The organism is Gemmatimonas sp. (genome assembly GCF_036405635.1).
In the GTDB taxonomy this organism is placed as follows: Bacteria; Gemmatimonadota; Gemmatimonadetes; order Gemmatimonadales; family Gemmatimonadaceae; genus Gemmatimonas.
Genome location: NZ_DASWXE010000223.1, coordinates 1 through 23827, shown reverse-complemented (window position 1 = coordinate 23827; position 23827 = coordinate 1). Strand labels below are relative to the sequence as shown.

Here is a 23827-nt window from a genome sequence, read left to right as displayed (position 1 = left end):
TCAGTCTCCGCCCAGCGTCTCGATGAAACGCTCGCTGAGGGCAAAAGCCGTGGTTGCACCGCATCCGATGCGGAACGGGCTGAGGGACATCCCTTCTTCGTCTTCCGCCATCACGAACGAGGAGGCGCCGAGTTGTTCGAGCTCCTGCTGGACATAGAAGGCCGATGAAGCATCGCTGGCGTCCCAGGCGTAGGCGATCGCATGATCGCGCCAGCCGGCGGCATGCTCTGCGATGGAGGACACCGGGAGCGTGCCCAGATGCAGCACCGTGCGTTGGGGCGTGATCATGGCCGTGGCATCGGCGATGTCGCTGACCACCTGCACGGGAGTCGCACCAGCCAACTCGGCGATCTCGGCCGACAGATACTGCGCGTTGCGCGCGATGACCTGCTGAAGCGTGGCATCGGCTGTCACCGCCACCATGCGTCCCGATGACATGGTGCGTGCGGACAGCACGCCCACGCCCACGCCGGGATCGAGATCGATGTAGTGATCGCCGTGGAGCAGAGCCTGCTCCAGGAAGTTGCGAAGTTCAGCGTGGGCGCCGGTGTCCTGCTCGGCCCGCAAGAACGCCATCACGGTGGGATGAGCCAGTTCAGCTTCGGTGGCGCCGAAGTGGAATCGCGCTACGCCGGGGGCGCGCTCAGTCAGGCTGGGAATCACCACCATCTCGCCAGCCAGCTGTCGCTGCTGCATGGCGGCATCGGCCGCGGAACAGCGGTCGAGCAGCTCCCGGGCGTGTTGCATCGCTGGGTGATCGAACGGCAACAAGGCAGCGGCCTGTTCGAAGGTCATCGCGGCGCTACGCACGTGACCGCGCTGCAGCGCATCCGCCACCAACTGCGGAAGCAGGCTGGCAATCGCGTCGGCAGGCGATTCTGCCGACGTCTGGTCGGTCCAGTTCTCCATCACTGGAGCGAGCAGCGACGTGTCGGTTGCGAACAGTGACATGATGGCGCGTGATGAGAAATTGATGGCCAGAAAGCCGGCAGCTGCTCAAAAGCACGAAATGTGCCACATGTAACGCATTTAATGACAAATACTTACGGCTTCTCCATTCGTGTTGCACATGCGTCCATCCGGCAACTCAGGTACAATCGCGGCAGGAATTGCCGGCCGTGTGACGGCTCAGGCCGGCCGAGACCCGAGTGCGGCAGCAAGGCGGTCGATGGCACCACCCCAGTCGCGTGGAGAGGGCTGCCGGATGAGACAGGCCGACGGATACCACGGCGTCCGGTCGGACCGCAGTCCCCATCGCCAGTCAGGCGAATACGGGAGCAGCACCCAGGTGGGTAGTCCCATCGCGCCTGACAAATGTGCGAGGCCGGTATCTACCGTAACGACGCCATCAAGACACGATATCAACGAGGCAGTTTCAAGCCAGTTATGGCTCAGTGATGGTGTTTCAAATGCGCTTGATGGACTGGCCTCTCCAAGCTGCAACCACACCCAGTCTGCGTTGGGTACCTCCGCCAGCGCGGGCACCCATTCGTTCCCGACATCGCGCAGGTTGGTGGCCAGAAAGTTCGGATTGCCCCGGAGCACCAGTCCAAGTCGTCGCCGGCTGCCCGGTGATCCCGGCACCGACGGTTCCACACTGCGCAAATACGGCACCCGGTTTCCGAATGTCTCGCGATCGCTGCCCAGCATCAGCGGCAGGGAGAGCAGCGGTACGGCAAAGTCGGTGGCCGGGGCCTCTCCTACCGGAACCGCGTCAAAGCCCGATGCGCGCAGCAGAGAAACGGCCGCCGTTGGCGCCTCCACGATGACGCGGGTCGCGCCGCGCTCCTGCAGCTGCGGCACATAGCGCACGAAATGGAACAGGTCGCCAATGCCCTGTTCGAACACCACTACTATAGAAGAGCCTGTCAGTGCTTCGCCTTGCCAGGGCTTGGTGCCAGTGGGCAAAGTCGGCAATCCGCGATGCTCAAAATCCGCCCAGCCGTGCGAGGTGGCGCCGCCGAGCAGGCGGGTCAGTGACCGCTGCAGGCGGGTCGGTGCATGGGAGGGCCGTAGCGCTTCGGCCTTCTTGAGCAACTTGGCAGCGTCGTCCAGTTGACCCTGGGCGTGGCGTACCTGAGCCGCGGTCACCCAGAGCGCCGGATTCTGCTTGTCGCCAGCGGTCGCACGCTGCGCCAGTCGCCAGGCGTCGTCCAGATCGCCCATCGCTCGGCGCGCCCCCGCCATCGCACCCAGCACGGCGGGGTGGTTTGGGAGCGTGCGGGCCACGTGGGCAAAACAGAGTAGGGCCTCGTCGGGCGCGCCCACGTCGAGCAATTGGGCGCCGAGGGCATGTGCATCGTTGGGTGACAGCGAGGCGAGTGATGCCGCGACAGTCGGCACCAGCACCGCACGGGCGCGGGCCCGCTGACCGGCCAGCTGCCAGGCCGTTGCCACCATGCGGGCGGTGGGCACATACCCGGACATCGCCGCCGATCCTGCCTCGAGCAGTTCAGCCGCCTCGCGGTACCGTCCTTCCGTCAATGCTTTCTCGCCCGCCTGCAACTGTGCGGCGCGTGTGGCGGCATCAGGCAATGAGGCGGCCACAAACGGCGGAATCGCCGGCGCGCGTTGCGCCGTCCCGGCGAGATCGTCGCCGCGATGGGAAGTCTCGGTCATGCGCTACAGAGCGTGGGAGCCATCGATGTGAGGACGACGGCCTCCCGCGAAACGCCACATCGGAGACGCCTGCAGGAGCGTGTCAGCAGCGTGACACTTTGGGCCATTGGGCCTTACGAGTTTGTCACGTCGCTCAAGTTCATTCCGGCTGTGACGACAATTAGAACTGACCGCGATTCGATAGTCGGATCCGGACGAGGCACGGATGCCTCAGCTTCATTATCAAGGAGGATAGTCTCATGCGTATCAACACCAACGTCGGCGCACTCACCGCTTCGCGCAACGCGTTCGTCAACAACATGGCCACCGAGTCCAGCATGCGTAAGCTGAGCTCGGGTCTGCGTATCAGCCGCGCGGCTGACGACGCGGCGGGTCTTGCCATTGCGAACAAGCTTCGTGCGCAGCATCGCGGCCTCCAGGCTGCGTCGAACAACGCCGAGCAGGGCAACGCGCTTCTCCAGATCGCGGAAGGCGCAGCATCGACGGTCGAGCGTATCATCGAGCGTCAGAAGGAACTGCTGGTGCAGGCGGCTTCGGGGCAGAACTCCTCGGTGTCGTCGACGCTGACCACGGAAGTCTCGACGCTGAATGATGAAATCGGTCGTATCGTCAGCGCCGCGAAGTTCCAGGGCACGGCGGTTTTTGCTTCGCACAGCTTCGCCGTGGACGAAGACTCGGGCACCTTCTCGGTGAATGCCGCCTACACGGCTCCCGGCTCGGCCCCAACGACGTCGACTGGCGCGGACACCAACCTGCAGTCGATCAACGACGTACTGGCCAACATTGGTGCGGGTCAGAACCGTCTCGACTACACGGTGCAGAACCTGAAGTCGGCCATCGTCAACGTGAAGGCGGCCGAATCGACCATCCGCGATGTCGACATGGCGGAAGAAATGGCGAACTTCACGAAGAACAACATTCTCACGCAGGCTGCGCAGGCGATGCTCTCGCAGGCGAACCAGGGTACGCAGAGCGTGCTCAACATTCTCCGCTGATACCTGACGTTCCTTCTGAGTGACACACCCCGGGTTCGGCGTAACTGCCGAATCCGGGGTATGGTCTTAGCCTGAGGTGCGAGGCCCATGACTACCCCGTTGAACTTCGGTGGCTTGAGCAGCGGCGTGCAGTGGAACGACATCGTCGACACGACGATCAAGGCCCTGGAAGCCCGGCAGGTCACACCCATCACCGACCGCATCACGCTTCGCAACAAACAGAAGGAAGCGTGGACGAAGTTGCAGGGGTTGGTGAACAACATGAATAGTGCCGCTCTCGCGGTGCGTCGTGCCGGTTTCGGTGGCTTTCTGGCCACGGCGCCCACGAGCCCCTCGAGCGGGCGGAGCCTGTTCACGGCATCCGCCACGTCGGCGGCGACCGCGGGTCGCTATCGCGTGGAAGTGTTGCAGACGGCAGATACTGCAAAGCTGGCCGGTGGTTCGGTCGCGGACACGTCCGCAGCACGCAATCTCTCGGGTTCGTTCACCGTCAACGGGGCCACGATTTCCGTGGACGCGGCGGATTCGCTGATTGCAATCCGTGACAAGGTCAACGGGGCCAACACGGGCGTGACGGCCACGATCGTGTCGGAAGGCGGTACCGCCGGTCGTCTGGTGCTCACGAACAACGCGTCGGGCGCGACGAACATCAATATCGGTGATGGCGCGGAAGGTCTCGGGCGTGAGCTCGGCTTCCTCGATTCCCGCTCCAAGCCCATCTCATCCGCCACAGTGGCCGCCGCGTCGGCGATGGGGCTTTCGGTGTTTCCGCAGCCGGCGTCCATCCGGATCGGTCATGTGGTGATCACCGCGGATCTGGCGACGGAATCGATCGCCACGATTGCCTCGAAGATCAATGCCGCCGGTGGCTCGGCGTCGGTGGAGTCCGAACAGTACGGTGATGAGACACGCTTTCGTCTCGTGACCGATGGCAACGTCGCGGCCGTCGACGGCGACCCGGATTCCCAGGCCGTCATCGACGCGCTGGGCATGAGCACCGGCTCCACGGGGGCTGTGCGCCAGACGGTGCAGAGTGTGGCCTTTACGGACGGCAGCAATGCCCCGGTCACCGCAGCGACCTCGCTGACCGCTCTTCGTGTGGACGGGGCATCGGCCAGTCTCGTGGCGGGTGATGCCATCAATATCCGCGGTACGCGCGGTGACGGGACGACGGTGACCTATGGGCTCGTCGTGCAGCCCGGCGACACGATGCAGACGCTGCTCGATCGCCTCAACGATTCGACGTCGGGCTTCGGTTCAGGCGTGCGCACGGCGTCGGCTGAGCTTGGTCCGGATGGTCGCATTCGCCTGACCGATGACACCGGCGGTGCCTCGCGCATGTCCTTCTCGCTCAGTGTCACGCACGCCAATGGCGGTACGGGTTCGCTCGGCGCCACCAGCACGGCCGTGACCGGCCGCAGCCGTGAGCTGCAGCAGGGTCGCGATGCGATCGTGCGTGTCGACGGACAGGAGTTCACCCGATCAAGCAACACGTTCGCCGATGTGGTGAATGGCGTGTCGATCACGCTGCAGTCGGGGGAGCCGGGCACGACGATCGATCTTGCAGTGGACCGCGACGAGAAGGGCGCCCTGGATGCGACCAAGAAGCTGGTGGATGCGTTCAACGAGATCCGTACCTTCTATGACGAGCAGCGGGCCAGCGATGCCCCGCTGTATGGCGACGGCAACCTGCGCCGCGTGGTCAACACATTCACCGAGGCCCTGCGGGCCGACGTGTCGGGTACCAACGCGACCTATGGTCGCAGTGTGAACGTGGGTCTCATGCTCGACCGGAACGGCAAGCTGGCGTTGAGCGAGACCGAGTTCAAGAAGGCCTTCGCCGACAAGCCGGCAGAGATCGAAACGTTGTTCGGCATGTCGGGCATCGGCGGTGCCTTTGTGATGGCCACCGACAATGCGACGCGCTTTGGCGAAGGGCCGATCAGCACGTCGCTCAACAGTATCTTCGAGAACGTGCAAACGCTGCAGAATCGCGAAACGGAACAGAAAAAGCGCCTCGAAGATCGACGCATGCAGTTGATCATGCAGTACACACGCATGGAAGAAGCCCTCTCCCGTCTCCAGCAGCAGAGCGGCTCGCTGCTGGCTTCGGTGCAGGGACTTCAGGGCAGCAGAAACTGACCGATACTAGTACGTGTCGGGCGGAATGCCCAAACACGATCAGAAACCCGCTTCCCGCTTGCGTCGCATGTCATACACCACACTGCAGTCCAACTATCGCGACATGGAAGTCCACGCCGCGTCTCCGGAAAAGTTGGTCTGCATCGTTTTCGAGCAGTTGGTTGTGAATCTCGAACGCGCGCGTATCGCGATCGAGCGCAAGGACATCGAGTTGCGCGTTGTTGCACTGCGGCGGGCGCGCGGCTTGGTGACCGAATTGCTCACCACACTCGACGTCGAAAAGGGTGGCGCGCTTGGCGTCGACCTGGCCGGCATGTATCAGGTGATGCTCGTCGAGCTGGTGGACGTGGGCATGCGTGGCGATCTCAAGGTGATGGGGCAGCTCATTCACATCGCCACAAACCTGCGCGACGGCTTTGTCGGTGCGGAGCGGCAGTTGGCCGCGCAGCGCCTCAAGACCGCCTGAGCCGAAAGATCCCGTCCATGATGTTCGGTTCATCTCGCGGAACGACGGCCTCAGGCAGCCGCTCGGATCGTCGCCATTCGGCGGCGAAGCAGGCGCTGTCATTGTGTGCCAACGCCGACGCGCTCGCGCGCGAAGCGGGGCAGGTCTCGTCTGCAGAAGAGCATCGGCTGATGGCGTTGCTCGAACAGCGGGACGAGATCATGCAGGACCTGGCCGAGCAATTGGCCATCCTGCGGTATGAGCGGCCGACCGCCGACAGCGCGCTGTATGCCGCCACCGAACGGGTGGTGGACGATGCGGATGAACTGGTCGCCGAAGTCTGTGCCGCGGTCAGCACCACCCAGCGGGTCACGCTCGACCTTGCGGCCCGGGTTGCCGCGCGCGTGGAGGAGATCCGGATGGAACTGGACTCCGTCCAGCGTGCTGCCCATGCCAATGTCGGGTATGCCGCATCGCCGACCACTCGTCTGGTCGACCGGGTGCGTTGATCATGGCGGCCGCGCCGGAGCGTTTCGGGCAGCTTCTCCAGGAGAAGCTGGACGAACTCGATGCGGCCGCGGCTGAGGAAGCATTGCTGGAGTTCGACGAAGTCGAGCAACTCCGGCTTCAGGCTGCGGTACTGGCCACGCGGGGAGAATCCCGACCGTGGCCAACCGGGGCTCATGCGCAGTACCAGCAGGACCAGGTGGCGCCGGAAGCGCCGCCTCCCACCCTCGATATCCGTTTCCCCGCACGGCCAGCCGAACAGGCACCGGTGGTGCAGGGGCCCGGAGCTTCTTCGAAGCGACAGGGACGTCGCGTTCCGTAACATGGAATATCCGGACCAGTAAAGTTACTGGCCCGGGATGCCGATAGTCTCCTAGTAGAGGAGGAGGATCCTTTATGAAAATCAACAGTTACATCGACTCCCTGCGTACGACGCCGGTCAATCCCTCGACCGTTCAGCGTCCGGCTCAGGAAGTCGCGCAGTCCCCGGCCGTCCGGCCGGTCAAGTCGGATTCAGTCCAGATCTCGGACGCTGGTCGTCGCCTGAACGCGGAACAGCGTGAGGCCATCGACCCGGAACGGGTGGCTGAATTGCGAGAGAAAGTTCTGTCCGGCGCCTACAACACCCTCGATGTGGTGGACCAGGTCGCCCGACGCATTCTGACGCGTGGCGACCTGTAGTCGCCACGCCACTCATCCCGGCCTGCTCAGGAGATTGGCGGCATGAAGTTCCTTGTGGTGGACGACTCTGCGACCATGCGTCGCATCGTCATCAATTCGCTCCAGCGGATCGGGTTCAACGACACGGTCGAAGCCGGTGATGGGCAGGAAGCGCTCGCCAAGTTCGACAGTTCCGTCAAGTTCATCATCACCGACTGGAACATGCCGAACATGACGGGAACCGAGTTCACCAAGGTGCTTCGTTCTCGTGACGATGGTCGCCACGTGCCCGTGCTGATGGTGACCGCGCGTTCCGTGAAGGAAGACATCCTCACGGCGATGGAAGCGGGTGTCAACAACTACATCGTCAAGCCGTTCACGCCGCAGGTGCTGAAGGAGAAGATCGACGCGCTCCTGCCGGCTGCCGCAGCCTGAGGATCGATCAATGACCAGTTCGCGTGCGCATGAAGTGCTGTATGAATCCGAGGCCGCGCTCCGCCTCGTCGACCAGGAGCTGTCGGGCCTGCACGACGTGCGAGACGTGAGCCCCGCTGTGCCCACAATCTCCCTCGCCGACTTGCCCAACATTCTCGAGCAGGCGAACGCGCAGATTCTCAACGTCCTCGCTCGTCTTCGCGAGAGTCGCGCCGCCCTGCAGACGACTGCGCTGGAGCGACTCCAGACGACGCACGAAAAGATCCGTGAAGTGACCTCCGCGACCGAAGATGCGGCGATCAACATCATGGATGCGTGTGACCGCGCGACGCAGATGGTGGACGAACTCGACGCGATCGATGCGGACGCCGCTCCGGATCGTGAGAAAGCCTCGGGTATCCGGGCCACGCTGCGCGACGAGCTGTTCCTCATGATGGGCGCGCTGCAGTTCCAGGACATCACGTCGCAGCAGCTGGCGCATGCGTCCTCGGTGCTGGTCGATATGGAAGAGCGTCTGCTCGAAGTCGCTCGTCTGTTCGATCACAACGTCGACTTCACGCACACCCTTCGGGTGAGCGGTGCGCCGGACGAGAAGACGTACGACCCGAACGCGACGACCCGCAACGCCGAAGGCCGTCAGGCCCTGGCCGACGAGTTGTTCACGAGTGTCAAGGCACCGGCCGCGTAACCCTTCCGGTTGCGTCAGAGTTTGCAGCGGCCCGTCTCCCCTTGGGGAGGCGGGCCGCGTGCGTTGCAGGCGCATTGCCCGCGTGGATCAATGACATGATGCGGTAAACCTGTGAGCAGTGTCGACCGATACTCGGAGAGGTCGCGAATGCCATGATCGGCATCGCAATCCAATGAGCCCTTCCGACGGTTCCCCCGTGTCTCCACTGAATCTCGATGATGCCGCCACGCTGCTGATGCAGCTGGAGGCGACTGATCTTGCCGACCTGGCCGTGCTGCGCGACGCGCTCACCGATCTCGCCTTCGAGAATCGTGTACCGCTCCGCGCACAACCGTTCGTCGCCCGTGCTGCGCGTGTGCTCGGCACCGTGGTCAATGGCTCCGCCGCTGATGCACAAACCGCGTTCTCGGAGGTCGGCCAGGCCATCGAAGAGGCCATGAAGGTGGTGGAGAAGGAGGGCGGTTCGCCCGCTCCCGTGGCGCAGGCCATGGCGAGCACGGTGGGGGGCGCGGTTGGCATCGCCATCGCGTCCGGTGCGACGTCGTCGGTGCAGGACATCGAGCCGGTGATCGCGGCCGCTGCCGCCCCTGTCGCATCCGCGGCACCCGCTGCGCCGTCGTCAGCCAAGCGCACCGCTGCTGAAGAACGCCTGGCCGACGATGTCGACCGGGATCTGCTCTCCGACTTCATCGCCGAGAGCGGCGAGTGCGTCACCAACTCCGAAGCCGCACTGCTGCAGCTCGAGGAGAATCCCACTGACGAAGAAGCCGTCAACACGGTCTTCCGTGCCTTCCACACGGTGAAGGGTACGTCGGCGTTTCTGGGGCTGACGCGGGTCGCCGAGTTCGCACACGAAGCGGAATCATTGCTGAGCCGGGTGCGCGACAAGGAAATCTCCTACACGCGTGGCTGCGCGGACCTTTCGCTGCGCTCGGTGGACATGCTGAAGGACCTGCTGTCGGCCGTGGAGAAGGCACTCGCGACCGATGGGCGCACCTGGCTGCCCGCTGGCTACGACGAGCTCAAGGACGCGGTCGCCAGCTACGATCCGGCGCGTGATGGCAACGGCGTGGCGCTCGACGCCACGACCGCCGATGACATCTTCCCGGTCACGCGTGACAGTGAAGCCGACGCGGCCGCCGCCAGCAGTCAGGCCGCGAGCGCCAAGGCGCGCTCCGATGCCAATGCCAACGGCGATGCCACCATTCGCGTGCGCACCGATCGTCTCGACCGCCTCATCGATATGGTCGGCGAGCTGGTGATCGCGCAGTCGATGATTGCCGGCGATGATTCCATCGACAGCAGCACGCAGTATGAGCTGCAGCGCAAGGTCACACACGCCGGCAAGATCGTGCGGGAACTGCAGGACCTGTCCATGTCCATGCGCATGGTGCCGCTGCGTCCGACCTTCCAGAAGCTGGCGCGCGTCGTGCGCGATACGGCGGCGAAGGCCGGCAAGACGGTGCAGTTCATCACCGAAGGCGACGACGTGGAAATCGATCGCAACATGGTCGATCGTCTGAGTGATCCGCTGGTGCACATGGTGCGCAACGCGGTCGACCACGGTGTCGAGCCGCCGACGGAGCGTCAGGCCAATGGCAAGACGCCGATGGGTATCGTGCGCCTGCGTGCCTACCACGCCTCGGGCAACGTGGTCGTCGAGCTCATCGACGATGGTCGTGGCCTGCATCGCGAGAAGATCGTGAAGAAGGGCCTCGAGAAGAAGCTCATCGAGAGTGACAAGGGTATGACGGACAGCGATGTCTTCAACCTGATCTTCGCGCCGGGCTTCTCGACGGCGGAAAAGGTGACGGACATCTCGGGTCGTGGCGTGGGCATGGACGTCGTCCGCCGGAATCTCGAGGCCATCCGCGGCCGCATCGACATCACGTCGGCGCCCGGACAGGGCACGACGTTCGCCATTCGCTTGCCGCTCACGTTGGCCGTGACCGATGGCATGCTGGTGCGCGTGGGGGAAGAGCGTTTCATCGTGCCGCTCACCCACATCCACATGAGCTTCCGTCCCGAGCAGTCCATGCTCTCCACGGTCGCCGGCAAGGGCGAGATGGTGTTGTTGCGCGGCGAGCTGATGCCGATCGTGCGTCTGCACCGGCTCTTCGGTGTGGACGATTCCGTGCAGTCGCCGCTGGAAGGCCTGCTCATGATTGTCGGCGACGGCAACCGCCGGACCGCACTGCTTGTGGACGACCTGCTCGGGCAGCAGCAAGTCGTCGCGAAGACGCTCGGCGATGGCCTCGGTAAGGTGCCGGGCGTCAGCGGTGGTGCCATCCTGGGCGACGGCCGTGTGGGCCTGATTCTCGACGTGAATGAAACGCTGTCGCTCGTCCAGACGGACGACGGCAGCAGCATCCGCCGGGTCGCCGCCTGACATCAGTTGTGCGGCCGCATGACCGCGATGTGACGGCCGCGTCGACGTATGAAACGCTGTATTGAAGCTCCGCCGCCGGGGCGCCGATACTCACAGGTCCGGGGCCGTGCGTGCCCCGGTTCCCAATCTCAATCGAGTTCGCCATGAGTTCGCAGCTCTCGCAGTCCGACAATGCCACCGCCACGCTGTCGCGTGCCGGCAAGTACCTGACGTTCTTCCTCGCGGGCGAAGAGTACGGCCTGGAGATCCTGAAGGTCAGTGAGATCATCGGCATGCAGCCGATCACGCGTGTGCCACGCATGCCCGAGTTCGTACGGGGCGTCATCAATCTCCGCGGCAAGGTCATCCCGATCACCGATCTGCGCAGCAAGTTCGGCATGGACGGCGAGAGCGGCGAAAGCTGCATCATCGTTGTGCAGATGAAGGGTGTGCAGACGGGCATCGTCGTCGACCGCGTGAGCGAAGTCGTGGCGATTGCGGAAGCGGACATCGAAGATGCTCCGACGTTCGGCGCCGGCATCCGCACCGAGTTCCTGCTCGGTATCGGCAAGGCCGGTGGCCGCGTGAAGCTGCTGCTCGACATCGACAAGGTGCTGGCCACCTCTGAAATCGCCGCGCTCGAAGCGGCCCAGGCGCACGCCGACTGAGTGCGCGGTATTCACGCTGTTCGCTGGACCTCATAAAAATGTCCGTGACCGTGTCACCGACCGGTTTTCTCTCGGAGTGTGAACTCACTGCCGGGCAGTTCTCCCGGATCACGCGCATGCTCCATGAGCATGCCGGGATCCGGATGCGGGAAGGCAAGGAAGGCCTGGTGCGGGCGCGCCTGACCAAGCGGCTGCGCAAGCTCCAGTTGCCCGACTTCGACGCGTATCTCACGTATGTGGAGCGCGACACGTCGCGTCGTGAATTCGCCGAGATGATCGACGTGCTCACGACGAACAAGACGAGCTTCCTCCGGGAATCCTCGCACTTCGATTTCCTGCGCGACGAAGTCTTTCCGAACCTGAATGGCGCCGTGCGCATCTGGAGCGCCGGGTGTTCCTCGGGCGAAGAGCCGTACACGCTGGCCATGCTGTGCAACGAGGGCTTCCGTGACATCGCCTCACGCGATGTGCGCATCCTCGCCACGGACATCAGTCATCGCGTGCTCGCGCAGGCCAAGGCCGGTGTATACCCCGCCGAGCAGATGGACGATGTGCCCTCGGCCTGGATGCAGAGGTACTGGTCACACAAGCAGGACGCGACGGGTCGTGCCGTCTGCGAAGCAGATCGTTCACTGCGCAAGCTGGTCCAGTTTGCGAAGCTGAATCTGATGGAACGGTGGCCGATGCAGGGACCGTTCGATGCCATTCTCTGCCGGAATGTCATGATTTACTTCGACAAGGCCACGCAGCAACAGCTGGTGGAGCGCTACTGGGCGCTGTTGCGTCCCGGTGGCCATCTCTTTGTCGGACATTCGGAGAGTCTCACCGGCCTCACGCACCGTTTCCGGTATGTGCAGCCCGCGGTCTATGTCAAGTAAACATGGGAATCATCGCGCCGGCGAAAGCCGTGGAGCGCGTGGTCGGCGTCGCTGACCTCAAGGTTTCGAACACCGCAGGTGAACGTATCATCACGTATGCCCTGGGCAGTTGCCTGGGGATCGTGATCCACGATCCGGTGGCAGGTGTCGCGGGCATGTTGCACGTGATGCTGCCGACCGGAACGATCGACCCGGTGAAGATGCAGGACAAGCCGGCGATGTTCGTGGACAGTGGTGTGCCGATGCTGTTCAAGGAGTGCTACAAGCTTGGTGCGCGCAAAGAGCGCATGCAGGTGAAAGTGGCGGGTGGTGCGCATGCCGGAGCCCGTGAGGAAGACGACCGGTTCCAGATCGGCAAGCGCAACATGATCGCCCTGCGAAAGCTCCTGTGGAAGAACGGTGTGATGGTGCACGCCCATGATACGGGCGGTGTTCAGACTTCGCGCACAATGTGGGTGGATGTGGCCTCGGGTGAGGTCACGCTCAAGATCAACGGCACTGAAAGCAAGCTCTGACGAGCGGATTGACGCATGGCCTTCAACGTACTTGTAGTGGACGACAGCGCCGTCATGAGGCAGATGGTCGTCCGAACCCTGCGCATGAGCGGGCTGCCTCTTGGCGAGGTCCTCGAGGCCGGCAACGGAGAAGAGGGACTCTTCACGTTGCAGGAGCAGTGGGTGGACCTGCTGCTGCTGGATATCAACATGCCCGTCATGAATGGCGAGGAGATGCTGCGGCGTCTGCGCGCCAATTCTGAGACGGAGCAACTGCCGGTGATCGTGGTTTCCACGGAAGGCAGTGAAACGCGATTGCAGGCGCTGCAGGAACTCGGCGCCGCGATCGTCCGCAAGCCGTTCGCGCCGGAGACCCTGCGCGACACCATTCTGCGTATTACGGGAGTCACCGATGTCGAATACTACGGTCCGGTCCCTGTCGCGAGCGACGACAGCGACTTTTGAGGAGCTCGCGCTCCTCTTCCCCGAGATGGAGCCGACGCGTGAACAGGCAGCGGCGCCGCTCGATGTGGCGGTGTCCGTGGAATTCCGCGGCCCGTTGATTGGTCGTCTGGTGGTACGCGCCTCCAGCGTCGTGCTGCCGGCCATTGCGGCCAACATGCTGGGCGCTGACCAGTCGCGTCACCTGCCGCTGCAGCGCGATGCACTGGGCGAGATCGCCAATGTCATTTGTGGCAACGTCCTGCCGCTCATCGCCGGTTCGGACGTGGTGTTCAACCTGGCGGCTCCCGTGGTGCACGAGGGTGGCGCGCTGCCGTCCCGTGATCACGATGAGCCGGTCGCGCGCGTGGAGATCGGCGTGGAGGAAGGGCGCGTGGAAACGCGGCTCTATCTCTTCACCGCACTGCATGTCAACACGAATCCGGCGCAGGCGGTTGCTGCGGCGTGATCCGGGTTCTGGTAGTTGATGATTCGGCGCTGGTCCGGCGCATTCTGAGCGAGGCGCTTTCGAAGCACGACGACATCGAGGTGGTGGGCACTGCCACCGACCCCTATGTCGCCCGCGAGCGCATTGCGCAGCTCAAGCCGGATGTCATCACGCTCGACATCGAAATGCCGCGCATGGATGGGTTGTCGTTCCTGTCCAAGCTCATGCGGCACTTCCCGCTGCCGGTGGTGGTGTGCAGCTCGCTCACGCCGCAGAACAGCGAAACCGCCCTGCGCGCCCTCGCGCTTGGCGCCGTGGAAGTGATCGCCAAGCCCGGCTCGTCGCTGGGCGCGAGCGATATCGTGGAAGAGCTCGCGCGTGCCGTGCGCACGGCCGCACAGGCGCGTGTGGTGCGTCGGATCGAGAGCGCGGAGCCGGCCAACGCACGTCCGGCCATCGCCACGTTCGATGCCACCAATAAGGTGATCGCGCTGGGCGCGTCCACCGGTGGCACGCAGGCCCTCGAACAGGTGCTCCGACGCTTTCCGGTCGATGCGCCGGGCACCGTCATCGTGCAGCACATGCCGGAGCACTTCACGGCGTCGTTTGCCAAGCGTCTCGATTCGGTGTGCTCTATCCGCGTGCAGGAAGCGAAGGACGGCGACTATCTCGTATCCGGGCTCGCGCTGGTGGCGCCGGGCGGCAAGCATCTCGTATTGCAGGCCAGTGGTGCCCGATGGGTGTGCCGCGTGAAGGATGGGCCCAAGGTGCACCATCAGCGTCCGGCGGTGGACGTGCTGTTTCAGAGCGTCGCACGCAGCGCCGGTCGCAATGCGGTGGGCGCGGTGCTCACCGGCATGGGGGCTGATGGAGCGAAGGGCCTGCTCGCCATGCGCGAAGCGGGCGCCTACACGGTGGCGCAGAATGAAGACACCTGCGTGGTGTATGGCATGCCGCGCGAAGCCGTGAAGCTCGATGCCGCGGTGGACGTGTTGCCGCTTGGCGAAGTCGCCGACGCGCTGCTGTCGGCGGTCAAGTCACGCAGTGTCGTGACCGCCGGCGTCTGAGGCGAATACAGTTGGTGAAAAGAAAACGCGGCGACCGGTCTGGTCGCCGCGTTTTTCTTTGGGTGCACAGGCAACGCAGCGCTAAGAGTGCATCAGCGTACGGCCGGAATCTCCATGCGCACGGTGGTGCGCCCGTCTTCCCGGTCGAAGGAGATCGATCCGCTCACCGCTTCGAGGAATGCAGCCACGAGGGCCAGTCCGATGCCGGCGCCGCGCACACCCTGCTTGCCCGATACGAACGGTTCCATCACCTGATCGCCCAGGGAGGAGGACACGCCATTGCCTTCGTCGGTGACCGTGACTTCGACGCGCTCGCCCAGTGCCTGCACCGCCACCACGATCCGCGAGCCCGAAGGAGCCGCCTCGTGGGCATTGAGCAGCACTTCGGCCATGACATCGCGCCACCACAGTGGGTCGGCGGCAATGGACGCGCCGGCTGCGAGCGACATGGATACTTCGCGGGACGGCTGTTCCCGACCGAACTGTTCCACCGCTTCGGCAATACCGCTGCTCACGTCCATCGGCACGCGGCGCATGGCGCCAGCGCGGGCAAACCGGGTGACGCGCGCCAGGTACTGCACCATGCTCTCTGCAGCTCGCTGGATCTCGCTCACGTCAGCATACGTGGACGAATCAGGGGGCAGCTCCGACAGCAACAGTTCGCTGTACGTCCGCACGACCGTGGAAAAATTGTTCAGGTCATGCGAAATGCGCCTCGCGAAACGCACGAGCGTCTCGTTGGATGCGGCATTTGTGGGAGACGGCATATAGTCCGTAGAATATGGCATCTGGCAGCCCAACCAACAGCGTCGTCAGTCGGCCTCTTTTCCTGGAGTTAGACGTGCCCTTTCCCGCCGCACGCCCCGTGCTTCACAGCCTCAGCATCGCTTTCGCGGCCCTGATCCTGCCCCTGTCGTCCGCCGCCGCCCAGAAGGCGCCACCGGCCGCCGAACAGATCGCAGCCGCCATCCTGGCACTGCCCCCGGAAATGCGGGACGGCGCAGGCGTCCTCGGGTATAAGACGGTCGGAAAACTCGAAGTTCTCCGCCCAACCCGAAACGGGATGCTGTGTCTGGCCGATGATCCAGCCGAGGAGCAGTTCCATGTGTCCTGTTATGCGGACTCCATGGACCCCTTCATGGCTCGTGGGCGTGCCCTCCGCCTGCAGGGAACTACCGGTGCCCAGGTGGACACGGTGCGGTTTGCCGAAGTGAAAACCGGCAAGATCAAGATGCCGACGCAGCCAGCCGCGCTGTATCAGATCTTCGGGGCCAAGGACGCGTATGACGCCGCGTCCAACTCGGTGAAGAACGGCCGCAACCTGTTCGTGGTGTACATCCCCTTCGCCACGCCGCAGAGCACCGGTCTGTCGACCACTCCGTCAGACACCAAGCCGTGGCTGATGCTCCCTGGCACTGCCAAGGCGCACATCATGTTCACCTCCAAGATGTAATGTCACCTGCCGCGAAGAAGCGGTCGAGTGTTTCACCAGCGGCCTCCAAGGCCGCTTCATCGTTGTTGGTTGCTGAGGCGCTCACCACTGAGCGATTGGCGGATGCGGTGGCCCAGCTGTCGGCACGGGATGCCAAGCTGGCGGCAGCCATCGCGGCCGTCGGGCCGTGCACACTCCTGCCACGTACCGAAGGCACACATTTCGGGCACCTCGCCCGGAACATCGTGTATCAGCAGCTCTCCGGTGCGGCCGCCGCCACCATTCACGGTCGTTTCCTGAAACACGTCTCCGCGCACCTGGGCGTGGAGACGGAGCACCCCACGCCCGATTCGGTGCTCGCCATCGATGACGACGCGCTCCGCACCTGTGGACTCTCGGTGGCCAAAGTGCGGGCCATCAAGGATCTCGCGCAGCATGTAGTCGACGGACGGTTGCCACTCGACCGGCTCGAGGCCATGCACGATCAGGACATCGTGGACGCACTCGTGCCGGTGCGCGGCATCGGTCCGTGGACGGCGCAGATGTTTCTGATGTTCCGGCTTGGACGACCCGATGTGCTGCCGGTGCTGGACCTCGGGGTGCGCAAAGGGGCGCAACGCATCTATCGCACGCGGGCGCTGCCCGATGCGGCGAGGTTGGAGAAGATCGCAAAGACCTGGCGGCCATGGGCGAGTGTGGCCAGCTGGTACTGCTGGCGGGTGCTCGATCTCGAGGACGCGGGCGGCTGGTGAGCACACACACTCCGACGTGGGAGCGTTGATGAACGAGGCGCACGACGAAGCGCACCACGAAGCGCACCACGAAACACCCGGCGAAGCGCAGGGTGAGTTCATCAAACGGGTCCACGCTCCTGTGTCGGTGGAGGAACTGTTCGCGTGGCATGAGCGGCCTGGCGCCTTTCAGCGATTGTCCCCACCCTGGGACCCCGCCGAGCTGCTGACGCCACACCCGGGCATTCGCGATGGGGCACAGGTCACGGTGCGCATGCACGCCGGGCCGGTGCCTGTCACCTGGCACATCGAGCACCGCGACTATATCGCCAATCGCCAGTTCCGCGATGTGCAGCTCGCAGGGCCATTCGACGAATGGGAGCACACACATCGCTTCGAGTCCGATGGCAACGGCAGCGCACTCGAGGACCACATTCGCTATCGGCTCCCATTGGGTGCGGTGGGCGAGTTCGCCGCAGGTGGGTACACGCGCGAAACGCTGGATCGGGTCTTCTCCTATCGGCATCAATTGTTGCTGAACGATCTCGCCCGGCATGCCGCGTACGCCGATCGGCCGCGTCTCAGGATTGCCATCACCGGCGCGAGTGGTTTCATCGGCACACAGCTGTCGGCGTTTCTCAGCACCGGTGGCCATGAAGTCCTGCGCATCGGTCGCGGTGAAGTTCGTCCCGGCGTGGTGGACATTGCATGGGATCCCGAGCGAGGGCAGCTCGACCCGCGCGCGCTCGAAGGGGTCGATGCGGTGGTGCACCTGGCCGGTGCCTCCATTGCCGAACGCTGGACGAAGGCCCATCGCGAGGCCATTCGATCGAGTCGTGTGGAAGGCACTTCCCTGCTGTCACACACCCTCGCCCAACTCGACCGCAAGCCATCGGTGCTGCTCAGTGGATCGGCCATTGGCATCTATGGCAGCCGCAGCGATGAGCTGCTGGACGAATCCAGCCGGCCTGGCAATGACTTTCTCGCCGAGACCTGCGTGTTATGGGAGGGGGCGACGGCGCCCGCCCAAAAGGCCGGCATTCGGGTGGTGCATTTGCGCACGGGCATCGTGCAGGGAGCGGCCGGCGGAGCACTCGCCAAGCAGGCGCCATTGTTCCGGTACGGCGTTGGTGGTCAGCTCGGCGATGGGACGCAGTGGGTGAGTTCGATTGCGCTCTCCGACCACATCGGCGCCGTGCACTTCAGCATGATGCATGACGACGTGCGGGGCCCGGTCAACCTCGTCAGTCCAGAAGCGGTCACAAATGCCGGGTACACCAGAATCCTCGGCGACGTACTCAGCCGTCCCACGGTGGCCACTGCGCCCGCATTTGCGTTGCACCTGCTGCTCGGCCAAGAGATGGCCGATCTCACGGTCCTGGCCAGCCAGCGTGTGGTACCCGCGGTATTGCAGAAGGCGGGGTTCCGGTGGGACTTTCCCACCTTGGAATCGATGCTCCGGTTCGAGCTCGGAGCGCACGCCTGAGAGGGGCGCCTGCGCGAGTTGTGCCTCGTGGGAATTGGTGGTATTTCGGAAGCACGGCTCTTGCCGTCTCGTTGCAATGGAGAGGTCATGAAACGGTTGCTGCTGATCGCACTCGCAATTCCGGGTGTGCTGCAGGCACAGACTCGAGTGGAAGGCACAGTCCTCGACTCGTTGCGCGGTCGCGCGCCGCTGGCTGGTGCCATGATCGTCCTGGTCGAGCACAATCGTTATGCCACGAGCGATGCTCGCGGGCGTTTTCGTTTTGACAGCGTGCCCAATGGGCGCGTCACGGTGGGCGTGTTGCACCCCATGCTCGACTCGCTCGATCTGCAACTGCCGCCGACCACGGCGCAGGTGGCGTCTGGGCTGACCACGAGGCTCAATGTCGTGGTACCTCCCGCTGCGCGTTTGTATTCACAGGTGTGCGCAGGGGAGCGTGCTCCCGACGGCGGTGTGGTGATCGGTCGCGTGCGGGACGTGGATGATGGGTCGCCGAGTGGTGGCGCCGTCGTGGCCACGGAGTGGGTCGAGCACACCATGGTCGGCGGCAAGACTTCGAGTGAGGTGATGGCTACCGCAGTGCGTGCCGACTCCACTGGTCTGTTCGTGTTGTGCAATGTGCCTACGCAAGTGCCGCTATCTGTTCGCGCACGTCATGGCGGTGCGATGGCGGGACCCATGATCATCTCCGTGGACGATCGCCTCCTGGCACGCGCAGACCTTGTGTTGAGTCGACGCGATACGGCAGCGAGTCATATGGTCGTGGCGGACAGCGTTGTGCCCGATCATGTGGTGGTTGGAACCGTCACGCTCCGTGGTCGTGTGACGCGGGCAGACGGAAAACCAGGTGTGGGTGCCGTCATTGGCGTACCCGGCAGCGGACGACGGACCATCGCCAACGCGGAGGGGCGATTCCTGCTGGACGGCATTGCGGCCGGCACGCGTTTGGTAGACGTCCGCGCCGTGGGCGCTGCGCCAGCGCAGCTTACGTTTCACTTCGCCACGGGCGTACAGCGAGACACGGCCATTGTGCTGGCGGCTCCGGCGCAAACGTTGGCCACGGTAACCACGCGCGAGACCAGCTTCCGTCGTTCCGGATTCGAGACGTCGGGCTTCTTTGATCGGCAGCGCATGGGGTTCGGCGCGTTCGCGACTGAGGAAGAGCTGCGCAATTATCAGGCGATCAATCTGAGTGACATGCTGGCGCGCATGCGCGGTGTGAGTATCGAGCGTGGTCGTACCGGAGATCAGGCGGCCACCATGCCCATGTTGCGCGGGATGATCGGTGGACGCTGCGTGCCGATTTTCTTCGTGGACGGCGTGCGGTTCATGGTGGACTCTCCTGTTCCTGACCCCAAGTCAAACAAGAGGTTTCCATTTACGGATCTCATGTCTGTGGTACGCCCCGATCAGGTGAAAGCGATTGAGGTGTATCCGAGCGCGGGTGGCATCCCGGCACAGTTCGACTATACCGCACTCGAGGGCTGTGGATCGATCGTCATCTGGACGCGATAGCCGCATACGCGGGGACCTGACCATGCAAAATCGCAATACGATCCTATGCGCGGGCCTTGTCGTCATGGCGATGATCCCCGCGGTGCTGCGGGCGCAGACCACGGTCGAGGGCGTGGTCGTGGATTCCCTGCGGTCGCGCGCACCGTTGCCCAGTGCCACGGTGGTATTGGTGGAGCACAACCGCTACGCCACGAGTGATGCACAGGGGCGGTTTCGGTTTGAAGGCGTACCGATGGGCCGAGCGACCATCGGTATCCTGCATCCCATGCTCGATTCGCTCGACGTGCAGCTGCCACCGGTCGCGGTGAACGTGACGACGGAGCGTGCGGTGCAGGCCAACGTCACTATCCCGCCCGCAGACCGGTTGTATGCCCACCTGTGCACCGAAGGCCGTGACAGCGATGGCGGTGTGATCGTGGGGCGGGTGCGAAACATCGACGACAACTCGCCCATTGCGGGGGCTGCGGTGGCCACGGAGTGGGTGGAGTACACCGTGGTCAAGGGAGTCTCCACACCCAAAGCTGTTGCCACGGCCGCGCGATCGGATGAACGCGGCATGTTCGTGTTGTGCAATGTGCCAACCGATGTTCCACTGTCGGTGCGCGCCCGTCATGCCGGCATCGTGGCCGGGCCAGCGCTTCTCACGCTGGATGAACGCCTGCTGGGGCGTACGGAGATTGGCGTCAGTCTGCGTGATACGGCCGCACGTCAGGTGCGTGTGGTCGATTCGCTTTTGCCACGCGATGAGATGCGTGGCACCGCTACGTTGCGCGGCAAGATATTGCGCACTGATAGCACGCCGGCGGCTTTTGCGGCCATTGGAGTGGTTGGCACAGGTCGTGTGACTCGTGCCGACAGCAACGGGGTGTTCGCGCTCGATGGTATTCCGGCTGGAACCCGCACTGTCGATCTGCGATCGATCGGTTCGGCGCCGCAGTTACAGAGTCTTGATTTCACCACCGGTGCGGTCCGTGACACGACGCTGATGCTGGCTCCGCCGATCCAGACACTGGCCACTGTGAAAACCACCCGTCCTCGTATGGCGAACTACGAAGCAGCCGGCTTCTTTGATCGTCGGAAAATCGGACTGGGTGCGTTCATCACCGAGGAGGAGATCAAGCGGTTCGGCTTTTTCGATCTCAACGGCGTGTTCCTGAACATGCGTGGGATTCGAATAGACGGCGGCATGGTCAACGGCATGCCCAAACTTCGTGGCGTACAAGGCGCATGCATCCCGGCGTTCTTTGTCGACGGCGTGCGGTTCATGGTCGATGGTCCGCGGCCGATGCTCGGGGTGCTGTATCCATTCACGGACCTCGAAGTTGCCGTGCGTCCCGATCAGATCAAAGGCATCGAAGTCTATGCCGGGCCCGGGGCTCCTCCGCAATTCGACGTGCACTCGGAACGCTGTGGGTCGGTTGTCATCTGGACCCACTGATCAACCTCATTGCAGAGCCGTCCAATGACGCGATACTCCCTGGTATTGATCGGCGTTCAGCTGCTTGCCGTTGCGGCGTCTCCGTGGCGCGCACAGGCGCAGGCTGTGGTGGAAGGCGTGGTCGTGGACTCGCTGCGCTCGCGCCCGCCGCTACCGCATGCGACGGTGGTGCTAGTCCAGCACAATCGCTATGCCACGAGCGATGCGCAGGGGCGGTTCCGGTTTGAAGGTGTGCCCGTTGGGCGCGCAACCATCGGTGTGCTGCATCCGATGCTCGACTCACTGGACGTGCAACTGCCGCCGGTGGCCGTGGATGTGACGAGCGATCGCGCGACGCTGGCCAATATCACCATCCCGACAGCGGACCGATTGTACGCACATCTGTGTACCGAGGTACGTGACAGCGATGGTGGCGTGATTGTCGGGCTGGTGCGTGACGTCGATAGCGGCACACCCATCGCTGGCGCCGCCGTGGCAACTGAATGGGTCGAACATACGGTCACGAGCGGGCGGAGCACCCCGAAGACGGTGGCGACGGCCGCGCGATCGGATGCGCGTGGCATGTTCGTGCTGTGCAATGTGCCAACCCAGGTACCACTGTCGATTCGTGCGCGTCACAATGGCGTCGTGGCCGGTCCGGCACGGCTCACACTCGATGAACGCTTGCTGGGGCGCACGGAGATTGGGGTCAGTCTCCGCGACACCGCCGCGCGATATGTGAGCGTCGCAGATACGCTATTGCCACGCGACGAGGCCCTCGGCACGGCAACACTGCGTGGTCGGGTCATCCGAGCGGACAACTCACCGGCTGCTTACGCCGCGGTTGGTGTGGTGGGGACCGGACGTGTGACGCGCGCCGACAGCAGCGGAGCCTTCAGTCTCGACGGCGTTCCGGCCGGCACACGCACCATCGATGTGCGTGCGATTGGCTCCGCACCGCAGCTGCAAAGTCTGGACTTCGCCACCGGAAGTATCCGCGACACGATGTTCATTCTTGCACCGCCGGTTCAGACACTGGCGACGGTAAAGACAACAAAACAGAGGCCGGGCGGATTCGAGTTGGCCGGATTTTATGATCGCCGAAAAATGGGCTTCGGTGCGTTCATCACCGAAGAAGAGATCAAGCGGCTGGGCGTGTTGGACTTCAACAGCACACTGCTCACGATGCGCGGTGTTCGCTTCACTCAAGGATTGACTGTCGGCATGCCGATGTTCATGAGACACGACGGTCCTTGTGTCCCGGCATTCTTTCTCGATGGCATCCGGTTCCGTGTAGACGGCCCCCGGGGAGGATTCTCCTACCGCGAACTCGAGGGGTTCATTCCGATCCAATACGTGAAGGGTATCGAAGTGTATTCTTCGATCGCTACGACACCACTGGAATACTTCGTGCGGGAACTCAACTGCGGGTCCATCGTCATCTGGACCCACTGAGGCAGGCACTCGCTTCAGGACAACCAGTCATCGCGGTGCGCAGCCACGAACGCATCATCGTGCAACTCAGGATACAGTGACGACAGTCGCGCGAGCTGCTCGGCCTGACCAGGCGAGAGCTGCTCGTGTGTGTCGAAGGTCCAGGTGCCACGCACCAACCCCTGCCGGCGCAGAATCTCGAGAATGCCCGGCAGGCATCCCCGGTATTCGTGCGCGGCATCGAAGATCACCGCGTTGGCCATCGTGAGCGCCGCACCACGCGTGAGCCATGCCGCGGGTAGTGCGGTGGCACCGCTCGCCCGCCAGGCCTGAATCTCACGCAGCATCTCCACCGCGCGCGACGTCCACACGGCCCACTGGCCCAGCAGGCCGCCCACGAAGTGCCGCGTATATCCCCGGCCGCCACTCGAGACCGGCACGTCGGTGATCAGGTCGGGGACGATGGCGTCATCGTTGCCTGTGTAGAGCGCGATGTCATCACGTCCGGCATCGGCCAGCGCGCGCACCACATCGAGTGTGGCATACCGGTCGAACGGGGCCACCTTGATGGCCACCACGTTCGCGATCTCGGCGAACTCCCGCCAGAACGTGTAGCTCAGGCGACGACCACCCACCGCCGGCTGCAGGTAGAACCCAAACAGCGGAATGACCTCCGCTACCCGGCGACAGTGCGCGATGATCTCCGCATCGGTGGCATCGCGCCAGGCACCCAGTGACAACAGGCCGCAATGATATCCCAGCGCCAGTGCGATCTGTGCTTCCTTCAGAGCCTGCGCGGTGTCACCAATGAGCCCCGCCACTCGCACAAACGGCCGCGTCTTTCCCGCCAATGCCTTCGTCGCGGTCTCCGCCGCCAGCTCGAGCACAGGCCGATACAGCCCGATCTTGGCATCGTGAATGGGAAATCCGGTGGTGTGTACGCCCACCGCCATGCCG

The 23827-nt window shown here is 63.9% G+C and carries 26 protein-coding genes; 21 read left to right on the top strand and 5 right to left on the bottom strand.

Annotation, left to right across the window (positions count from 1 at the left end; translation table 11 throughout):
- Together VGE27_RS17645 and VGE27_RS17640 are read right to left on the bottom strand one after the other, a co-directional pair.
- Complete coding sequence (locus VGE27_RS17645) at nucleotides 1-951, bottom strand: hypothetical protein (protein ID WP_331050998.1); 951 nt, start codon at nucleotides 949-951, stop codon at nucleotides 1-3.
- Between the two features lie 177 nt (nucleotides 952-1128).
- Nucleotides 1129-2619, bottom strand: a complete 1491-nt coding sequence (locus VGE27_RS17640) for a tetratricopeptide repeat protein (RefSeq protein ID WP_331050997.1) — start codon at nucleotides 2617-2619, stop codon at nucleotides 1129-1131.
- Between the two features lie 239 nt (nucleotides 2620-2858).
- On the opposite strand from VGE27_RS17640, the gene VGE27_RS17635 reads away from it, so the two are divergent.
- The 15 genes from VGE27_RS17635 (at nucleotide 2859) to VGE27_RS17565 (ending at nucleotide 14855) form a co-directional block, all read left to right on the top strand.
- Complete coding sequence (locus VGE27_RS17635) at nucleotides 2859-3614, top strand: flagellin (protein ID WP_331050996.1); 756 nt, start codon at nucleotides 2859-2861, stop codon at nucleotides 3612-3614.
- 87 nt (nucleotides 3615-3701) lie between these two features.
- Complete coding sequence (gene fliD, locus VGE27_RS17630) at nucleotides 3702-5756, top strand: flagellar filament capping protein FliD (RefSeq protein WP_331050995.1); 2055 nt, start codon at nucleotides 3702-3704, stop codon at nucleotides 5754-5756.
- A 67-nt stretch (nucleotides 5757-5823) separates the two neighbouring features.
- A complete protein-coding gene (gene fliS, locus VGE27_RS17625; protein ID WP_331050994.1) occupies nucleotides 5824-6222 on the top strand; it encodes a flagellar export chaperone FliS in 399 nt (132 codons plus the stop codon).
- Nucleotides 6223-6239: 17 nt separating this feature from the next.
- Nucleotides 6240-6710: a hypothetical protein gene (locus VGE27_RS17620; protein WP_331050993.1), complete on the top strand. Its 471-nt coding sequence runs from the start codon at nucleotides 6240-6242 to the stop codon at nucleotides 6708-6710.
- Nucleotides 6711-6712: 2 nt separating this feature from the next.
- Nucleotides 6713-7030, top strand: a complete 318-nt coding sequence (locus tag VGE27_RS17615) for a hypothetical protein (RefSeq protein WP_331050992.1) — start codon at nucleotides 6713-6715, stop codon at nucleotides 7028-7030.
- 74 nt (nucleotides 7031-7104) lie between these two features.
- Nucleotides 7105-7389, top strand: coding sequence for a flagellar biosynthesis anti-sigma factor FlgM (locus VGE27_RS17610; protein WP_331050991.1), 285 nt, complete (start codon nucleotides 7105-7107; stop codon nucleotides 7387-7389).
- A gap of 42 nt (nucleotides 7390-7431) precedes the next feature.
- Entirely contained in the window at nucleotides 7432-7803 is a 372-nt protein-coding gene (locus VGE27_RS17605; RefSeq protein ID WP_331050990.1) for a response regulator, read from the top strand.
- A gap of 10 nt (nucleotides 7804-7813) precedes the next feature.
- The gene (locus VGE27_RS17600; RefSeq protein WP_331050989.1) at nucleotides 7814-8491 is read left to right on the top strand and encodes a hypothetical protein; all 678 of its coding nucleotides are present in this window, start codon (nucleotides 7814-7816) and stop codon (nucleotides 8489-8491) included.
- A 196-nt stretch (nucleotides 8492-8687) separates the two neighbouring features.
- Entirely contained in the window at nucleotides 8688-10880 is a 2193-nt protein-coding gene (locus tag VGE27_RS17595) for a chemotaxis protein CheA (protein WP_331050988.1), read from the top strand.
- A gap of 143 nt (nucleotides 10881-11023) precedes the next feature.
- The gene (locus tag VGE27_RS17590) at nucleotides 11024-11527 is read left to right on the top strand and encodes a chemotaxis protein CheW (RefSeq protein WP_331050987.1); all 504 of its coding nucleotides are present in this window, start codon (nucleotides 11024-11026) and stop codon (nucleotides 11525-11527) included.
- Between the two features lie 38 nt (nucleotides 11528-11565).
- On the top strand, nucleotides 11566-12405 hold the full coding sequence (locus VGE27_RS17585; protein ID WP_331050986.1) for a protein-glutamate O-methyltransferase: 840 nt from the start codon (nucleotides 11566-11568) through the stop codon (nucleotides 12403-12405).
- Nucleotides 12406-12407: 2 nt separating this feature from the next.
- Nucleotides 12408-12920, top strand: coding sequence for a chemotaxis protein CheD (locus VGE27_RS17580; RefSeq protein ID WP_331050985.1), 513 nt, complete (start codon nucleotides 12408-12410; stop codon nucleotides 12918-12920).
- Nucleotides 12921-12935: 15 nt separating this feature from the next.
- Nucleotides 12936-13364, top strand: a complete 429-nt coding sequence (locus VGE27_RS17575; protein ID WP_331050984.1) for a response regulator — start codon at nucleotides 12936-12938, stop codon at nucleotides 13362-13364.
- A complete protein-coding gene (locus VGE27_RS17570; RefSeq protein ID WP_331050983.1) occupies nucleotides 13312-13809 on the top strand; it encodes a chemotaxis protein CheX in 498 nt (165 codons plus the stop codon). Before VGE27_RS17575 ends, VGE27_RS17570 begins: the two co-directional genes overlap by 53 nt.
- Entirely contained in the window at nucleotides 13806-14855 is a 1050-nt protein-coding gene (locus VGE27_RS17565; protein WP_331050982.1) for a chemotaxis response regulator protein-glutamate methylesterase, read from the top strand. The genes VGE27_RS17570 and VGE27_RS17565 overlap by 4 nt, the downstream gene beginning before the upstream one ends.
- A 92-nt stretch (nucleotides 14856-14947) precedes the next feature.
- Here the strand turns inward: VGE27_RS17565 and VGE27_RS17560 are convergent, their stop codons facing one another.
- A complete protein-coding gene (locus tag VGE27_RS17560; RefSeq protein ID WP_331050981.1) occupies nucleotides 14948-15622 on the bottom strand; it encodes a HAMP domain-containing sensor histidine kinase in 675 nt (224 codons plus the stop codon).
- 68 nt (nucleotides 15623-15690) lie between these two features.
- A complete protein-coding gene (locus tag VGE27_RS17555) occupies nucleotides 15691-15960 on the bottom strand; it encodes a hypothetical protein (RefSeq protein WP_331050980.1) in 270 nt (89 codons plus the stop codon).
- Between the two features lie 21 nt (nucleotides 15961-15981).
- On the opposite strand from VGE27_RS17555, the gene VGE27_RS17550 reads away from it, so the two are divergent.
- The 6 genes from VGE27_RS17550 (at nucleotide 15982) to VGE27_RS17525 (ending at nucleotide 22891) form a co-directional block, all read left to right on the top strand.
- Entirely contained in the window at nucleotides 15982-16308 is a 327-nt protein-coding gene (locus VGE27_RS17550) for a hypothetical protein (protein WP_331050979.1), read from the top strand.
- Nucleotides 16308-17039: a DNA-3-methyladenine glycosylase gene (locus VGE27_RS17545; protein ID WP_331050978.1), complete on the top strand. Its 732-nt coding sequence runs from the start codon at nucleotides 16308-16310 to the stop codon at nucleotides 17037-17039. The genes VGE27_RS17550 and VGE27_RS17545 overlap by 1 nt, the downstream gene beginning before the upstream one ends.
- Nucleotides 17040-17067: 28 nt before the next feature.
- Nucleotides 17068-18504, top strand: a complete 1437-nt coding sequence (locus VGE27_RS17540) for a TIGR01777 family oxidoreductase (RefSeq protein ID WP_331050977.1) — start codon at nucleotides 17068-17070, stop codon at nucleotides 18502-18504.
- Nucleotides 18505-18591: 87 nt separating this feature from the next.
- The gene (locus VGE27_RS17535; protein WP_331050976.1) at nucleotides 18592-20019 is read left to right on the top strand and encodes a carboxypeptidase regulatory-like domain-containing protein; all 1428 of its coding nucleotides are present in this window, start codon (nucleotides 18592-18594) and stop codon (nucleotides 20017-20019) included.
- A gap of 64 nt (nucleotides 20020-20083) precedes the next feature.
- Nucleotides 20084-21457, top strand: a complete 1374-nt coding sequence (locus VGE27_RS17530) for a carboxypeptidase regulatory-like domain-containing protein (protein WP_331050975.1) — start codon at nucleotides 20084-20086, stop codon at nucleotides 21455-21457.
- Nucleotides 21458-21481: 24 nt separating this feature from the next.
- The gene (locus VGE27_RS17525) at nucleotides 21482-22891 is read left to right on the top strand and encodes a carboxypeptidase regulatory-like domain-containing protein (RefSeq protein ID WP_331050974.1); all 1410 of its coding nucleotides are present in this window, start codon (nucleotides 21482-21484) and stop codon (nucleotides 22889-22891) included.
- Between the two features lie 14 nt (nucleotides 22892-22905).
- Here VGE27_RS17525 and VGE27_RS17520 read toward each other — a convergent pair.
- Nucleotides 22906-23827, bottom strand: a 922-nt coding sequence (locus VGE27_RS17520; protein WP_331050973.1) for a dihydrodipicolinate synthase family protein, incomplete at its 5' end; no start/stop codon positions are given.

Bases quoted from the DNA above. Each gene is read 5' to 3' on its own strand.
- VGE27_RS17645 (WP_331050998.1), bottom strand. From the start codon at position 951: ATGTCACTGTTCGCAACCGACACGTCGCTGCTCGCTCCAGTGATGGAG.
- VGE27_RS17640 (WP_331050997.1), bottom strand. From the start codon at position 2,619: ATGACCGAGACTTCCCATCGCGGCGACGATCTCGCCGGGACGGCGCAA.
- VGE27_RS17635 (WP_331050996.1), top strand. From the start codon at position 2,859: ATGCGTATCAACACCAACGTCGGCGCACTCACCGCTTCGCGCAACGCG.
- fliD (WP_331050995.1), top strand. From the start codon at position 3,702: ATGACTACCCCGTTGAACTTCGGTGGCTTGAGCAGCGGCGTGCAGTGG.
- fliS (WP_331050994.1), top strand. From the start codon at position 5,824: ATGTCATACACCACACTGCAGTCCAACTATCGCGACATGGAAGTCCAC.
- VGE27_RS17620 (WP_331050993.1), top strand. From the start codon at position 6,240: ATGATGTTCGGTTCATCTCGCGGAACGACGGCCTCAGGCAGCCGCTCG.
- VGE27_RS17615 (WP_331050992.1), top strand. From the start codon at position 6,713: ATGGCGGCCGCGCCGGAGCGTTTCGGGCAGCTTCTCCAGGAGAAGCTG.
- VGE27_RS17610 (WP_331050991.1), top strand. From the start codon at position 7,105: ATGAAAATCAACAGTTACATCGACTCCCTGCGTACGACGCCGGTCAAT.
- VGE27_RS17605 (WP_331050990.1), top strand. From the start codon at position 7,432: ATGAAGTTCCTTGTGGTGGACGACTCTGCGACCATGCGTCGCATCGTC.
- VGE27_RS17600 (WP_331050989.1), top strand. From the start codon at position 7,814: ATGACCAGTTCGCGTGCGCATGAAGTGCTGTATGAATCCGAGGCCGCG.
- VGE27_RS17590 (WP_331050987.1), top strand. From the start codon at position 11,024: ATGAGTTCGCAGCTCTCGCAGTCCGACAATGCCACCGCCACGCTGTCG.
- VGE27_RS17585 (WP_331050986.1), top strand. From the start codon at position 11,566: ATGTCCGTGACCGTGTCACCGACCGGTTTTCTCTCGGAGTGTGAACTC.
- VGE27_RS17580 (WP_331050985.1), top strand. From the start codon at position 12,408: ATGGGAATCATCGCGCCGGCGAAAGCCGTGGAGCGCGTGGTCGGCGTC.
- VGE27_RS17575 (WP_331050984.1), top strand. From the start codon at position 12,936: ATGGCCTTCAACGTACTTGTAGTGGACGACAGCGCCGTCATGAGGCAG.
- VGE27_RS17570 (WP_331050983.1), top strand. From the start codon at position 13,312: ATGTCGAATACTACGGTCCGGTCCCTGTCGCGAGCGACGACAGCGACT.
- VGE27_RS17560 (WP_331050981.1), bottom strand. From the start codon at position 15,622: ATGCCGTCTCCCACAAATGCCGCATCCAACGAGACGCTCGTGCGTTTC.
- VGE27_RS17555 (WP_331050980.1), bottom strand. From the start codon at position 15,960: ATGGAACTGCTCCTCGGCTGGATCATCGGCCAGACACAGCATCCCGTT.
- VGE27_RS17550 (WP_331050979.1), top strand. From the start codon at position 15,982: ATGGACCCCTTCATGGCTCGTGGGCGTGCCCTCCGCCTGCAGGGAACT.
- VGE27_RS17545 (WP_331050978.1), top strand. From the start codon at position 16,308: ATGTCACCTGCCGCGAAGAAGCGGTCGAGTGTTTCACCAGCGGCCTCC.
- VGE27_RS17540 (WP_331050977.1), top strand. From the start codon at position 17,068: ATGAACGAGGCGCACGACGAAGCGCACCACGAAGCGCACCACGAAACA.
- VGE27_RS17535 (WP_331050976.1), top strand. From the start codon at position 18,592: ATGAAACGGTTGCTGCTGATCGCACTCGCAATTCCGGGTGTGCTGCAG.
- VGE27_RS17530 (WP_331050975.1), top strand. From the start codon at position 20,084: ATGGCGATGATCCCCGCGGTGCTGCGGGCGCAGACCACGGTCGAGGGC.
- VGE27_RS17525 (WP_331050974.1), top strand. From the start codon at position 21,482: ATGACGCGATACTCCCTGGTATTGATCGGCGTTCAGCTGCTTGCCGTT.